Raw genomic sequence first — 14,352 nt, forward strand, 5'->3', positions numbered from 1 at the left:
GGGAGCGGCGCACGGACACTAGTGATGCCGCGCACGAAACGGCAGCGGGGAAAAACGAAAATGGCGTGGACCGTTTCGTCCACGCCATTTGGTCTTCCAGTCTACGGACCGCCAGACGTCGGGGCCTGCGTGCTACCCCTCACCGTCCGCGCCGGAGGGCGAGAACAGCCAGGGGTACGTCACGGACACCACGCCGCCGCCCTTGGGCTCCGGGAACTTCCAGCGACGGATGCGGGAGATCATGCAGTTCTCCGCGGGGCTGCTGCCCAGCGTCGTCTCCGCCACGTTGGCGTCCGCCACCGCGCCGGCCGGGTCGATGGTGAAGGCCACCGCGACCTTGCCCGCGAGCGCCGGGTTCTTGTTCAGCTCCGACTCGTAGCAGTACTTGATCTCGTTCTGGTGCCGCCGGATGACCTTGGCGATGACGTCCTTGTCCAGGCCGCCCACCACCGTCGTCTTGCCGGGAATCACCTTGGTCACGGACTTGCCACGGCCACCCAGGTCGATGCCGCCCGAGCCGCCCACGCCGCGTCCATTGCCCTGCGTCCCCAGACCGCCGATGCCCAGCGCCGTGCCGCCGCCGCCGTTGCCGGTGCCACGCGAACCCAGGCCGCCCACGCCGTGCGCGTCACCCATGGCCGCGCCGCCCTTGAGGCCGCCCAGCGAGTTGTTGATGCCGGTGCCGATGCCGCCCGGACCGAACACATCCGACGCGCCACCCTTCATGCCCTTGAGCGCACCCAGCAGGCCGACCTTGCCCACCACCTGGCGGTCCTTCTCCTTCTTGCTCTTGTCCACGACGTTGGTGCCCGGCTTCGAAGGCGCCGCCTCCTCCTGCTTCGCCTCCTGCTTGCCGAACTTGCCCTCTTCGTCCTTGGCCTTGGCGCCCTCTTCCACGCCGGAGAGCTGGAGCTTCTTCGCCTCCACCTTCTTCTCCGGGGCGATGAGGAACTTGGCCACGCTCTGCTGGGACTCGAAGACGTCGTCCGCGGAGCGCGTTTCGGAGTGCGGCGTGAGCACCATCGCGGTGACGAACGCGGCCGACGCCAGGATGCAGATGGCGGCGATCTTGAAGAAGCCGAAGTCGCGGTCGGACAGCGAGGTGGCCAGGATGGCCGGAGACGGCTTCACGTAGCGCATCACGAACGCCACGGTGCCCAGCGACACCTCCGCGCGGTCGTGCAGGCCCAGCGTGAACACCTGCTCCTGATCCGCGGAGGCGGAGTTGAGCTGGCCCGCCGCGCGCAGCGCGTCCTTCGTGCGCACGTCACCCTTGTTGGTGACGAACACGCCGGAGCCCGCCGGAGCCTTCAGCTCCAGCTTGTCGCCCTTGCTCACCGCGAGCACGTGGCGATTTCCCACCTGCGGCACGAACACGTGGAAGGCGTTCTTCTTGCCCTCGCCGATGGTGACCGGAGCGCCGTCCTTGAAGTGCTGGACCTCCAGCATCTGGTCGCCCCAGAGCATCGCCACCTGGAGCACCTTCGCCTCGGGCGTCGGCTGCGCGTCCAGGGGGAGGGGGTCCTGCAGGTGCGCCGCCAGCTGCGGCTTCGTCGCCGCCGCGATGGCCGGGGGCGTGGGCTTGCGCACCATCCCCGGAGGCGCCGAAGGGACGAACACGGGCGTGGGCGCCGCGTGGTTCGTCGTGGAGACCTGCATCCCCCCCGCCGTCGAGGAACGCGGCGTGCTCACCGTGCCCACGAGGTTGGAGGGCGCCGCCGCCTGCACCGGAGCCCTGGGCGGCGCGACCTCACGCCGGACCGGAGGAGCTGCCGGAGCCTGCTGTGCCGGCCCCCGAGGGGGGAGCTGATGGAACGCCCCGGGCATCGCCACCGCCGCGCCCGCCGGAGCCGCCTGCCGGGGCGTGTCACCGAAGAGCACCTCCACCCGCGAGGTCCCCACCGTCAACACGTCACCCGGCTTGAGCGCCGTGGGAATGACGAGCTTGTGCCCTGAGACCTGGGTGCCGCCTTCACTGCCCAGGTCGATGGCCGTCACCGAGCCATCGTGGTCCACCTTCAGCATCACATGGAGATTGGAGACCCGCGGATCCTGAATCTTCACCGCCGCCTGGGCGCCCGACCCCACGATGACACTCTCCGCCTCCGACACGGTCTCCTGGATGGAGCCGTCGGGAGTCGTAATCCGAAGCGTCAAACCGTTTTTTCTCGCCGCCGCCATGAAGTTCTTCCTTCTTCCCTTCCCGTCCCGAAAACGTTCAACGCCGCCTGAGAGCCTGTCTAAAGATTGTCCGCCGACTTCTGCAACTCCGGGTCGAAGTTCTCCCGGACCTTGATGAGGCTTTGGAAGTCCGTCTTCTTGCGATTGAGGACGTAGGAGCCTTCCGGCTTGGTGAGCTCGCCCTCCACCGCCACATCCGTGAAATCGATCACCGTCTTCTTGCGGTACACCGTGCGGTCCTCCTCCTGGATGACCTTCACGGAGTCTCCGCCGCTGTTCTGCGCCAGGGCGGGTGCCGCTGCCCCCAGCACCCCCACCATCACCACCGATGCCAGCAGTCGCTTCATGTGCAGTCTCCGGTAGCCCAGCTTCTTGGCTTCCATTGCAGGGCTCGCACCAACTCCAAGTCCCTGGATTCTAAGGGAGTCGCCCGGCCGCTTGCACCTGGGGGGCTGGAGAAGGGAAGAAAGTTCTCGTTCTTCCAGCCCGGGCGACTGTTCTTTCTTCAGGGCGTCGGGGCGGGCACGGGGGCCGCCTGCGACTCGGGGACGGCTTGACCGTCCACCGCCTGCTCCGGGGCCGCCTCGGTCGCGCCTTCGGCCGCTGGAGCCTGGTCGGGCGCGGAGGTGTCCTGGGGCAGCTGGTTCATCATGGATGAGGACGAGGACGAACCCGCGCCCCCGATGGCGGCCGCGCCGTCCTTCTTGGGCTCGGCCTCCCCTTCCGCCGTGGCGGCGGGCGGCGGGGCCGGCGGGTTCTTGAGCATGGTCTGCAGGCCCTGCACCTTGGCGGTGATGAGCTGCTTGTCCTGCGCGGACGTGGCGCCCAGCTCCTTGCAGCGGTCCAGGAACGCGATGGCCTTCTCGAAGCCGGAGCGGTCCGCCGCGTATGCCCAGCCCGCGCCGCACACGGCCTCCGGCTGTTCGGAGCGCCGCGCGAGCACCTTCTCGAACGCCTCGCCCGCGGCCACGCCCTTCTTGGGGTCGAGGCCCTTCTGACCGTCCAGCGCATACGCCAGGTACAGCTGGCCTTCCACGCCCTCCGGCTCCAGCGACAGGGCCTTGGTGAAGGAGCGCTCCGCCCCGGCGTAGTCCCGGTAGGAGAGCGCCAGCGCGCCCAGGTTCAGGTGCGCGGCGGCGAAGTTGTCATCCAGCGACACGGCCTTCTGGAACTGGGCCAGGGCGCGCGGACGGTCCTCCATCTTGAGGTAGATCATCCCCAGCGTGTTGGAGATGGCGGGGTCCTTCTCCGCCACCTTGCGCGCGTTGATGACCAGCAGCTCCGCCAGGCGGTACTGGCCCCGGTCGTACGCCACCAGCGCCAGCGTCTTGTACGCCTCCGGGTTGTCCTTGCTGCGCGCGAGTACGCGCCGGCCGGTGGCCTCCGCCTCGTCCAGCTTGCCCGCCAGCCGGTACGTCGCGGCCAACCCGTTGAGCACGGGCTCGTCGTGTTCGTGGCCCGGCGTCTGGAGCGCCTTGGAGTACAGCGCGATGGCTTCGTCCAGCTGACCCTCGTGCCGGTGCATCAGGCCCAGGTTCATCACGGACGGCGTGTGGGCCGGATCCAGGAAGAGGACCTTCTCGTAGGCGGCGCGAGCATCCGCCGGACGGTTCTGCTTCTCCGCGATGACGCCCAGGTTGAACTGCGCGTTGAGCGTCTTGGGCTCCTTGGCCACGACCTGCTCGAAGCCCTTGCGCGCGGCGTCCAGGTTCCCGGCCTCGTAGGCCTTGAAGGCCTCCGCGAACAGGTTGTCCACGCTGCCCTTCTGCGCCACTTCGGGCGCGTGCGTGGTGGGAACGATGGCGGCGGGCTTCTCCACCGCGTTCATCGCGACGTGCGTGGGCCGGGGGCCCGTGGCGCACGCCGTGGTGAAGGCGAAGGCGAAGGCCCCCGCCAGGAACATCCGCTTGGTGCGAAACCCGTTCATCCGCTGCGTCCCCATCCCCTCGAACTGGCTGCTGATGTCGATGCTGTTCGTCGTCTTCACGGCTGGACCCCCTCGAGCAGCGCGGTGGGCTCGGACGTCGAGCCCTCCTGGGCTTCCGGCGCGGAGGACGGCTTCTGCACTTCCGGCTGCGTGCCTTCCGGCGCGGGAGGCGGCTGGGGCTTCGGCTCCGCGGAGGCGCTGATGGGGCCGTTGAGGTCCTTCAGCACGCCGGCGGCGATGCGCGAATCACTGCTGCCCCGGTACGTCACCGGCTTCACCTGGGCGTAGGCACCCGGACGGAAGCGGTTCACCTGGTCCTGCGCGGCCAGCGTCCACTCGCTGTAGATGCCCAGCTCGTAGGCCTTCTGGAGGCCCTTCTCCAGCGCCTCGCTGGCCTTGTCCTCCAGGGGCAGCGCCAGCGTCTCCAGCTCGCCCCGGTACATGCTCAGCTGATCATCATCCAGGCCGGACGGATCCGGCGAGTCCATGATGTTGCGCGCGAAGTCCGCGTACGCAAGGCCGATGCGGGTCAGCGCCGCGATGCCCCACTCGCCGGAGCCCGTGGCGAGCACCGCCGCGTACTCCTTCTCCACCTTCTGCATCTCTTTCTGCTTCGCCGTCAGGTCGCGGCGGATGGTGGAGACGCGCGTGAACTTGATGTCCGAGAAGCGCTTCCACGTGGGCTCCAGCGCCAGGAAGCGCGCGTGGCCGTAAGCGTTGAGCACCGCGGGGTCCTTGCGCACGCCCTCCGCCAGCTTGTTCCAGCCGCGCACCAGCTCGTCCTGCGCCTTCTCCTGGCCGCGGATGTCCTTCATCTTCTGGTACGCCAGCAGCTCATGGTAGCGGGCGAGGTACGGCTGGCCCGCGACGGTGCGCGAGTCCCGGCCGTAGGTGTCCACGAAGGCGCTGAAGGCACGGGCCGCATCGCCCCACTTCTTCTCCTTCTCCCAGACAAGCCCGATGGAGAACGCCACCTGGGGCACGTCCTTGCGGTCCTTGAAGCGCGTCAGGTAGCTGTTCCACGCGGTGACGGCCTTCTGGGACTCGCCCAGGCCGTCGTACCAGACGCCCGCGTTGAAGAGGGCATCCGCCACCCACGCGCCCGCCTCGTCCACCTGCGCCTTGCGCTCGGCGTCCCTCTGCTCGCGCTTGGAGTCCGCGTCCTCGACCGCGCCCGGGACGTCGTCCTTCTTCGCCACCGAGCTGCCCTTGGCCTTCTTGGTGTCCTTCTTCGCCTCGCGGGCCTTCATCGCCGCGTCGTACGCGGACACGAAGGACTCCGACATGGCGGCGGCCTTCTTGAACTCGGCCACCTTCTCGTAGAGGCCCGACAGCGTGTAGCGGGTCTTCAGCTCGAAGGGGCTGTTCGGGTACTCCTTGAGGACGCGCTCGCCGGCGGTGATGCCCTTGTCGACCTCGCCCGCCTCCTGCGCGATGACCATGGCGTAGGTGAGCGCGCGGTCCGCGTTCTCCGACTTGGGGAACTCCGTCACGAAGGTGAGGAACTGCTCGGCGGCCTTCGCCGGGTTCTTCTCCTTCTTGTAGACGACCTCGTCCACGTACTTGTACTGGCTGCCCTCCACGACACGGGCCACGCGGCCGGCGAAGTCGGAGCCGGGCTTGGACAGCTTCTTGTTGCCCAGGAACTTGCGCGACAGCGTGTTGAGCTCGAGCCACTCCTCGCGGCTCTCCAGCACGTACATGGTCAGGTCGGCGGCGTCACGCGAGCGGCGCTCCTCCGGGAACTTCTCGATGATCTCCCCGAAGCGGCGGGCCGCGTCCACGAAGTGCGCGCGGTCGTAGAGGATGACGGCGGCCTGGTAGCGCAGGTCGATCTCATCCTGGTTGCCCGGGTACAGGCTGTTGTACGTGTCGCACGCAGCGACCAGCCGGTCCTCGAACTTCGTGAGCGGCTGCTCCGCCTGCTCCTTCGCGTCGCGCTTGACGAGCTTCTGCTTGGCGACGTCGCCCTTGTCCTTCTTCTCGTCGACCTTCTGGCCGTCCTTCAGGTCGCTCTTGGAGAGCTGGCCGCGCTCAATCTTGACGAGCTTGTCGTACGCGAGCACCGCGTTGTACGACGCGCTCTTGCGGTAGGCCTCGTTGGAGACCTCGCGCGCGGAGTCGCGGTCCGGAATCTTGAAGGCCACGACGGCGTCGTACTCGCCCGCGGCGGCCTGCCACTCCTCCAGGGCCCAGAGGATCTCCGCGTAGAAGAAGCGGATGTTGAAGGCCGAGTCCGCGACGAACTCCGGGTTCTCGCTGGACGCGAACGCCTCCACGTACTGCTTGTAGATGTCGCGCGCGAGCCGGTAGGTCTCCACCTGGCGCGTCTTCTGCGCCTCCTGGTGGTACTCGGTCACCATCACGCGCATCGCCTCTTCGGTGACGCTGAAGGCATTGCGCAGCACGCCCGCGTTGCCCGCATTGGTGGTCCACCACTCGCCGCCCGGGCGGTAGAGGTCCACCATCCGCTTCATCTCCTTGCGGACCTGCTGGCGCTGACGCAGGCCCTCATACGCGCGCACCACCGCCTGCTGGTACTCCGGCGCGTTCACGCCCATGGGCGCATCGTCGATGAGGGTGCGGTACACCAGGATGGCGCTGTCGAAATGGCCTGCGTCCACCAGACCCGCGGCCGTCTTCGCGAGCAGCCGGCCCTGGCGCTTCGGCGGCGCCTTCTCCTTGAAGTAGGCGAGCGCCTCCTTGGGCTGATCCAGCTGAACGTAGAAGACGGTCAGGTCGTTGAGCGCTTCCGTGCGCAGGTCGCCCAGCTCCTCGCCGCGCTGGCCCGCGTAGTCCACCACTTCGTGGAGCTTCTTGAGGCCCGCGTCCAGGTCGCCCGCGTTGAAGTCACACCAGGACAGCTTGTAGGTCGCGTAGGCGTAGATCTTCGGAACGCCGGAGTCGCGCGCCTTCTCGTAGTTCACCTTCGCGGGCGCGAGCTTGTTGTTCTCGAAGTAGTGGTTGCCCAGTTGGATGTACGCGTCCGGGACGAACTGCGACTTGGGGAAGTCGCGGATCAGCTCCTCGTAGCGCGCCACCGCGTCCTCGCGGCGGTTGAGCTCGTAGAGGTTGTAGCCCAGGGAGAAGAGCACCTCGTCGCGGGCCGGGTACTCCGGGTACTCGCGAAGGATGTCCTCGTAGATGCGCATCGTGTCGGCGCGGTAGCGCTCCGAACCGGTGTGGTCCTGCTCCGGCGCGGTGACCTTCTCGCCGCGCGCCACCGCCGCGTCGTAGGCCTTCTCCGCCGCGAGGAACTTCTCCATCTCCAACTGGTAGAGGTACTTGGACTTCTCCCAGTAGAGCTCCGACAGGCGGTACTGCATCTCCGCCTTCTGGGTGGAGGTCTCCTGGAGCTTGGGGATGAGGCGCTTGAAGCCTTCAATGGCCTCGTCGCGCTTCTTGTCCGCCATCGCGTCCTTCTTGGAGTCCGCGATGCGAGGCACGTCCGCGAACTTGGCCGAAGCGGGCTTCACCCGCGCCGGGCCCTTGCGCATGTCCTGGGGCGCCACGCCGGGGGGAAGCTCCGCCTTCTTGGCGTCGGCCCCCTTCTTCGCATCCTCCTTCTTGGCGGTGGCGTCGCCCTTCTTGCTCGCGGCCTTCGCCGCCGAAGAGGACTTCTTCGTCGCCACCTTCCGCGCCGGTGCCGTCGGCTCCGCCGCCTCCGCCTCCCCCACCCCACCGGCCGCGAGCGCGACGCCCACCGCCAGTGCACCGAACCGAAGAAACACCTTCATGCGAGCTCCTGGAGAACCGCGCCTCGCCAACGTGGGCAAAATTCTGCCCAACCGGGAGGGACGACGGAAAGTAGACGCGGGTACCCAGGTTGGGAAGTGGCCCGGAACGTGCCTTGTGCCCCGGCGTACGCGATCACCCCGAGCGAACTTCCAGGACTCAACAACGTGCAAGAGGCCCGCTCCCCACGACACAGGGTCGCGGTGAGGGGCCTCTCTTGACGCGCTTGCCAGGCAGCCGGGTACGCCCGGGTACTCCTTCGCGCCTACTTCTCCTGGCGTGCGGGACAGCCCCGCTTCAGCGTGTACTGGTAGTAGCCGATCTCGTCGATCCAGAACTCGCCCTGGAAGCGCCAGTAGTTCCACGACGCGCCCGGCATCTTCGGACGGTAGAGCGTCTGGCGCGTCAGGAGGGTCTTCTGGTCCACGCCGGCGGAGAAGAGGTCCTTCTCGTCGAGCGCCGTCTGGACGCGGATGATCTCCGCCTGGTCGGAGAAGGTGCGGAGGTTGTCCGCGGCCTCCTGGATGCGGTTCTTCGCCAGCGTGCCGCCCACCTGGAGCAGCGTGCCGCGGATCTCCTCCAGCGACGCCACCGTCTGCGCCGCCAGCGGGGTGCCCCGCCAGGGTCCGTCCACGATGGCGCGCTTCTCCGCGTCCACGCGGGTGAGGGTCCGCATCACTTCACGGATGCGCTCGTTGTTGCGGATCCACAGGTACACCGCGCGGGGCAGCCGGCGGTTCTCCGCGGCGACCAGGTTGAAGGCCTGCACGGGCTGCAGCGCCTCGCCGGTGAACGGCTCCAGCTGCTTCGCCATGGGGCCATAGCGCTCGTCGAACGCCGCGAGCGTCGTCTTCACCTCGTCGTAGAGGCACGAGTAGTAATAGACGGTGGACTTGAGGATCCACGACTCGGGCTGGAACGCGCCCTCGAACTGGGGGGCGTGCAGGGCCTGGAGGCTGCCCAGCGCGCCGCCGAAGTCCTCGTTCTGGAAGCGGGCGAAGCCGTTCTCGAACAGGGCCTGATCCCAGAAGCGCGCGTAGCGGGGCACGCCCTCGTAGGCCTTCACCGCGTCGGCATACTCGCCCCGGCGGTAGTGCACGCGGCCCAGGGCCAGGAGCGCCAGCTCGCGCGTCTCCGGCAGCTCCACCTGCGGCTCCTTCGTGGAGAGCACCGTCTGGAACGCCGCGATGGCCTCCTTGTCCAGCGTCTCCCCTTCCCCAGGGCGGCCCGGGAAGCGCGGATCCGCGAGCACCGTGCCCAAGAGGTAGCGGGCCTTCGCGTAGACGCGGCTGTCGGCGGGCACGGCCTCCAGCAGCGCGCGGGCCTCCTCGAAGCGCATCCGGCGCTGGCTGGCGGTGCCCACCAGGTAGTTGATCCGCGCCAGCACTTCCTTGGGCAGCGTGACCCACTGGTCGCGCACCTCGTCGGAGTAGGCCTGGTTCAGGATGCTGGGGATGAGGTTCTGTTCGTCCAGCCGCTGCTGCATGTCCACCAGCCCCTCGATGGCCTTGAGGTACGAGGGGTGCTTGGGGCCGGCGTTGACGATGGCGGCGTAGGAGATGAAGGCCGCGACGGGCAGGTCCTTCTTCGCGAAGGTCTGCGCCAGGTAGTACTCGGCCTTGCCCTTGAGGTCCGCGTCCTCCCCTTCAGCGAGCTGCGCGAAGAGGGGGGCGGCGGTGTCGAACTGGCCGGCGTTGAAGGCGGACAGCGCGCGGTTGTAGGCGCCCACGTCCTGCTGGGCGAAGGCCGCGGCCGGCACGACGAGGGGCCCGATAACGACGAGGAGTCGGAGCAGTCGGGACATGGTTAGAAGAGCATCGAGAAGCCAGCGTAGAAGCTGACGTTGTTGAGGACGTCCGACGAGGGTTCGGCCACCAGGTCGCGGCCGAGGATGATGTCCTCGCGGTAGTTCTTCTTCGTCTCCGGATCCACGCCGTCGAACTTGGCGACCTTGCAACTGCCGCTCAGCGACAGGCCGTCGAAGGGCTGGTTCGCGGCCCGGGCGGCCTCCAGCGCCTCGAAGTCCCCCAGATTGCAGCCGTCCACCTTGTCCACGCGGGCGGTGTAGATGAGGTCGCGCACCTCCAGGCGGATGGCGTAGGACTCGCCGAACTGCACGCGGAAGCCGCCGCCCACCTCACCCAGGAACTTGTTGCCGGTGTCGCCGAAGCGCGCGGGCACCTGGTACGTCTGGCCGTCCACCTCGTTGGCCACCTTGGGGCGGATGAGGTGGCGCGTCTTGCCCACGCCCGCGCCGCCGGACAGCACCAGGCTGAACTGCGCCAGCGAGTTGTTGAAGAAGGCGAACTTGCCGTAGAGCGGTGTGACTTCCACGCCCGCGTGCGCGCCCCACTGGAGCAGCAGCGAGGAAGCCGCCTGGGCCTGCTCGCGCACCTTGTCGATGAGCTCCAGGTTGAAGTCGCTCTCGTCGGAGTACCAGTTGTACTGGCCGCCCAGTTGGAGCGCGAAGTTCTCCTGCAGGTGGTAGACGTAGTGCAGCGCGGTGCCCACGTGGTTGGTGAACTTGCCGTTCACCTGGACGACGCCGGGGTACAGCACCAGTTCGTGCTTGCCCTCGTCCGCGAAGCGCTTCTTCTGGACGATGTGGACGTTCACGTTCGGGTTGTAGAGCGGCGCGCCGTTCACCAGCCGCTGCTGCTGCGCGTCCGTGGTGCGCGGGGCTTCACCCGACTCCGGAGACTCCAGCACCGGGGCGTCCGCCGGCGCGATGCCGGACGTGGGGCCCGCGGGTGCAGGGGCCGGGGCCGTCGTGTCGCTCGCGGCGTCGTCCTCATCGGACGCGGCTCCGGAGCGGGACGCGGGAGGCGCGGCCGGGGTCTCCGGGGCTGCCTGGGGCACCGCGGGCGCGTCGCGCTGGGTGCGCGAGCGCTCGGGCGGTTCACCGGGCGAGGTGGAAGCGGGAGCGGTCGTCTCCGGGCCCGGAGAGCCCGGCGGCTGCGCCGGGGCGGCACCCTGCGCGAACGCGAGGGCGGGCACCGCGGCGACGAGGAGCGCGATGGAGCGGAAGGGTCGCATAGGAAGGGTCAGAACGAGTAGGTGTAGCCGAGGTCGAACTGCACCAGGTGCGTGAGGCCCGGGCTGCCGGCGGGTTCGCCGGTGGGATTGCCGGCCTCCCAGTCGTCGCGCAGCAGGTTCACGCGGTAGCTGTCCTTGAAGATCCAGTCGCGCAGCTCCAGCCGGATGCCGTGCTGCTCCTTGATGAAGAAGCGGAAGCCCAGCGCGGCGGACACCACCGGCGCCACGCGCGTCTCCTTCACCCAGTAGTTCTCCGTGGCGGAGCCGCGATCATCCACCGCCGTGCGGTTGTCACAGACGCCCGCGGCCCGGTCCACCACCTGGGTGCACTGGATGACCGACTCGCGCTTCAGGTTGCCCAGCCCGCCGCCCACCCAGAGGTAGGTCTGGAAGTGCACCGGGATGTCCGCGACGAGCGAAATCTTTCCGTAGATGGGGGCCCACCGCGCGCCGATGACGCCGTGCAGGTTCATCCGCCACAGGTCCTCCAGCTCGTCCGTGACGCGCTTGTCCTCGCGGTCCAGGAAGGACTCGGAGATGGAGCGCGCCAGGCCCGTGTGGCGGCTGGCCGCGAAGCCCGCCCGCGCTTCCACCGCGAACGTGTCGAAGAGGTTGTAGGCAAGGCCGACGTCGAAGAAGTAGTGCGCCGTCAGGTACGTCTGCACCGGCAGGCCCACGGACAGCGACAGCTCCGGATGGCCCGCGGGCTTGTAGAGCCGGTTGCGGACGACCGCGGACTCCAGGACGCCGTCTTCCTGTGCGGCGGCGCCGAGCGCCGTCAGCGAGATGCACAGCGCTGCGAAGACGCGAAGCGTGCGTGCGTTCATATCTCCTGCCCGGCCCGGGGGTGGGCCGTTGGGTGGGCCGGCAGCCCTGCGCCCGTCTGCTTCGACGGCGAGGCTCCGGCGTGGGACAGCCATGTGAGCACGGCGCCCCCTCACCGCAAGCGGAACCCAGCGACAGTCGGTAAAGTTTTCGCCCTTTGTCCCCAGGGCGACCAGCACTCAACGTTTCAACGCGCGTCACCCGAGCCTGGCGAGCCTGGCGGGTCTGGCGCCGGAAACGACGAACGCCCCGCCCGGAACCCGAAGGTGCCGGAAGCGGGGCGTCGAAGGGGGCGCGCGGTGTGGAGCGCGCCCGTGCGTCAGCAGCGATTTGAGACTAGCGCGCGGCCTTGTGCGCGGCGCGCATCGCCACCTTGATGCTGGGGCGCACGATCACAATGCTGTCGTTGTGGCCGGAGACCGCGCCCTTGACGAGCACGAGGCCCTTCTCCACGTCCACGTCCACCACCGTCAGGTTCTGGGTGGTGTTGCGCTCGACGCCGTAGTGACCCGGCATCTTCTTGTTCGGGTAGGTACGGCCGGGCGTCTTACGCTGACCGATGGCGCCCGGGTGACGCTGATACTCGTGCGTACCGTGCGTCTTCGTCTGCGAACCCTTGAAGCTCCAACGGCGCATGACGCCGGAGAAGCCGCGGCCCTTGGTGACGCCCGTGACGTCCACCAGCTCGCCCTTGGCGAACATGTCCGCCTTGACGGCGTCGCCCACGTTGAACGCGGCGGCCTCCTCGGCCGTGACGCGGAACTCACGCAGGTGCCGGCGCGGGGTGGCGCTGGCCTTCTTGAAGAAGCCGAGCTGCGGCTTGTTCAGGAGCTTCTCGCGGATCTCGCCGAAGCCCACGGTCACCGCGGAGTACTGATCCTTCTCCGGGGTGCGCTTGCCGACAACCAGACAGGTGTTGACGTCGATGACCGTCACCGGAACGAGGTTGCCCTCGTCGTTGAACACCTGGGTCATGCCGATCTTCTTGCCAATCAGACCCTTCACGTCGTCCTCACAGCGAGCGCCCGTGGCGCCGAAAGCCCAATGAATTCAATGAACTGGCCTACACGCGTGCCCGCGGCCGCCAGGAAGCGGCGCAAGATAGCAAACACACTCCCCACGTCAAGCACCAAGGGCGTGTGCAACCCCCTACTGCGCGCGATCCAGCCGGGGGTAGAAGGAGGCGAGCTGTGCCTCCCCGATGCGCTGGGCATACACCTCTTCGCCCAGCAGGAACAACGCCTGATCCAGATAATCTTCCGCGCCCTTCGTCTCCTCCTCCTTGGCGGCGATGGCCTGATCCAGCTCCGCCATCCGCTCGTCATGGGTGCGCTTCTGCTCGGCGGCGGCGTCCTCCAGCTCGATCAGCCGCTTGTGGGCCAGGATGCCGGCCGCGCCGGGCTGCCCGGGCGTGGGGGTGAGGGCGGTGGCCAGCTGGGCCTCCCAGTCCTCCACCTCGCGCGCCAGGCGCATCTGCGCGATGCGGTTCTTCTTGAGGTTCTGCCGAGCGGCGTCCAGCTTCACGGGGTCCTGGGTGTCCATCTCCAGGTCCGCGAGCTTTGATTCAATCTTCTTGAGCCCGGCGATGGCGTAGCGCAGGTCGGCGCGGCGGGTGTCCAGCGTCTTGCGCAGACCCTTCACCTTGCCTTCCACGGCGTCCACGGCCCGCTTGAAGCGCGCGGTGATGACCTTTTCGGCCGCGCACTCCTCCTCGTGCTGCGCGAGGTAATCCTGGTACGCGACATCCTCGTCGTTCATCTCCGCTTCCAGCACCGCCAGCTCCTCGCGGCGCGCCTCCAGCACCTCTTCGGCGCGGTAGACGCGTTCCATGGAGCGGGGGCAGTTCGGCTTGCCGGGGAGGATGTCCCGGGCCAGGTCGCCGAGCTGGAAGATGAGGTCGTTGTAGCTCTCCTTCGCCATGGGCGGATTCATACGCCCAAGACGCCGGGACTGTCACCGGCCGAGCACACCTTGCGGGGTGCCCGGCCTCTGCCCGCGCCGCGTCAGGAGTCCGCGGGCGCCGCCACGGCCTGGGATTCCCGCCGCACGGCCGCCATGGCGCCTTCCGCCAGGGCGAGCAGCTCCCGGGCGCGATCCTGCTCCTCGGTGCGGTTGAGCTCGCACACCCAGGCGGACGACAGGTCCGCGTGCTGGCGCGCCATCTCCGCCGTCGTCTCATAGCGAGCAGCCGACGCCCGGGCGAAGGCGCCCTCCCGGCGCAGCTCCAGCACCGTGTCCGGATCCAGGTCGATCTCCTCCGGCGGCACCGGCAGCGGCCCCCGTCCCAGCGCCGCCAGACGGGCCAGCAGCCGGGACGCATGGGCCCGGCAGAACGCCGCCAGCACCATCAGCCGCGCCCTCACGCGCGCGTCGTTCATGCGTTCCGCCAGCCCCGTCATGCGGCGGGCCGACACCACTTCCGCCTCCCAAGCGGCGGCCAGTGCAGCGGCCAACCGGGTATGCCTCGCGCCCATCAGCGTCCCTCCCCCACCCTCATCAGCCCCAAGCTAGGAACGCACGCCGGGTAATTCAACCGACCCCGCGAGCAACCATCCAATAGAGACCCACTGCCGCGAGGCCGATGGACGACACCCGCATCACCCTCGAGTGCAAACGGGGCCTCCGCTGAACGATTCGCAGCACGGGAA

10 protein-coding genes are annotated in these 14,352 nt (G+C 68.4%); all 10 read right to left on the reverse strand.

Features of this window, described 5'->3' with window-relative positions; genetic code table 11:
- Nucleotides 1–132 precede the first annotated feature (132 nt).
- The 10 genes from D7X74_RS16640 to D7X74_RS16685 all read right to left on the reverse strand — a co-directional run bounded on the left by D7X74_RS16640 (nt 133) and on the right by D7X74_RS16685 (nt 14,178).
- A complete protein-coding gene (locus tag D7X74_RS16640) occupies nt 133–2,181 on the reverse strand; it encodes a TonB family protein (RefSeq protein WP_120533956.1) in 2,049 nt (682 codons plus the stop codon).
- A 59-nt stretch (nt 2,182–2,240) separates the two neighbouring features.
- Nucleotides 2,241–2,528: a hypothetical protein gene (locus D7X74_RS16645; protein WP_147444335.1), complete on the reverse strand. Its 288-nt coding sequence runs from the start codon at nt 2,526–2,528 to the stop codon at nt 2,241–2,243.
- A 158-nt stretch (nt 2,529–2,686) separates the two neighbouring features.
- Nucleotides 2,687–4,168 (reverse strand): lipopolysaccharide assembly protein LapB, encoded by a 1,482-nt coding sequence (locus D7X74_RS16650; protein ID WP_120533957.1) that lies wholly within the window; start codon nt 4,166–4,168, stop codon nt 2,687–2,689.
- Complete coding sequence (locus D7X74_RS16655; protein ID WP_120533958.1) at nt 4,165–7,845, reverse strand: tetratricopeptide repeat protein; 3,681 nt, start codon at nt 7,843–7,845, stop codon at nt 4,165–4,167. Before D7X74_RS16655 ends, D7X74_RS16650 begins: the two co-directional genes overlap by 4 nt.
- A gap of 263 nt (nt 7,846–8,108) precedes the next feature.
- Nucleotides 8,109–9,647 carry a lipopolysaccharide assembly protein LapB gene (locus D7X74_RS16660; RefSeq protein ID WP_120533959.1) on the reverse strand — a complete coding sequence of 513 codons (1,539 nt, stop codon included), beginning with the start codon at nt 9,645–9,647 and terminating at the stop codon, nt 8,109–8,111.
- A 2-nt stretch (nt 9,648–9,649) separates the two neighbouring features.
- Nucleotides 9,650–10,879, reverse strand: coding sequence for an outer membrane beta-barrel domain-containing protein (locus tag D7X74_RS16665; RefSeq protein WP_120533960.1), 1,230 nt, complete (start codon nt 10,877–10,879; stop codon nt 9,650–9,652).
- An 8-nt stretch (nt 10,880–10,887) separates the two neighbouring features.
- On the reverse strand, nt 10,888–11,706 hold the full coding sequence (locus D7X74_RS16670; RefSeq protein ID WP_120533961.1) for an outer membrane beta-barrel domain-containing protein: 819 nt from the start codon (nt 11,704–11,706) through the stop codon (nt 10,888–10,890).
- Nucleotides 11,707–12,040: 334 nt separating this feature from the next.
- Nucleotides 12,041–12,709, reverse strand: coding sequence for a 50S ribosomal protein L3 (gene rplC / locus D7X74_RS16675; protein WP_120533962.1), 669 nt, complete (start codon nt 12,707–12,709; stop codon nt 12,041–12,043).
- Nucleotides 12,710–12,853: 144 nt separating this feature from the next.
- On the reverse strand, nt 12,854–13,624 hold the full coding sequence (locus D7X74_RS16680; protein WP_120533963.1) for a hypothetical protein: 771 nt from the start codon (nt 13,622–13,624) through the stop codon (nt 12,854–12,856).
- An 83-nt stretch (nt 13,625–13,707) separates the two neighbouring features.
- Nucleotides 13,708–14,178 carry a hypothetical protein gene (locus tag D7X74_RS16685; RefSeq protein ID WP_120533964.1) on the reverse strand — a complete coding sequence of 157 codons (471 nt, stop codon included), beginning with the start codon at nt 14,176–14,178 and terminating at the stop codon, nt 13,708–13,710.
- Between the last annotated feature and the right edge of the window lie 174 nt (nt 14,179–14,352).

The organism is Corallococcus sp. CA047B, assembly GCF_003612065.1.
GTDB lineage: Bacteria > Myxococcota > Myxococcia > Myxococcales > Myxococcaceae > Corallococcus > Corallococcus praedator.

Coding starts and splice junctions, on each gene's coding strand:
- D7X74_RS16665 (WP_120533960.1), bottom strand. CDS start 10,879: ATGCGACCCTTCCGCTCCATCGCGCTCCTCGTCGCCGCGGTGCCCGCC.
- D7X74_RS16670 (WP_120533961.1), bottom strand. CDS start 11,706: ATGAACGCACGCACGCTTCGCGTCTTCGCAGCGCTGTGCATCTCGCTG.
- D7X74_RS16660 (WP_120533959.1), bottom strand. CDS start 9,647: ATGTCCCGACTGCTCCGACTCCTCGTCGTTATCGGGCCCCTCGTCGTG.
- D7X74_RS16645 (WP_147444335.1), bottom strand. CDS start 2,528: ATGAAGCGACTGCTGGCATCGGTGGTGATGGTGGGGGTGCTGGGGGCA.
- D7X74_RS16655 (WP_120533958.1), bottom strand. CDS start 7,845: ATGAAGGTGTTTCTTCGGTTCGGTGCACTGGCGGTGGGCGTCGCGCTC.
- D7X74_RS16640 (WP_120533956.1), bottom strand. CDS start 2,181: ATGGCGGCGGCGAGAAAAAACGGTTTGACGCTTCGGATTACGACTCCC.
- D7X74_RS16680 (WP_120533963.1), bottom strand. CDS start 13,624: ATGGCGAAGGAGAGCTACAACGACCTCATCTTCCAGCTCGGCGACCTG.
- D7X74_RS16685 (WP_120533964.1), bottom strand. CDS start 14,178: ATGGGCGCGAGGCATACCCGGTTGGCCGCTGCACTGGCCGCCGCTTGG.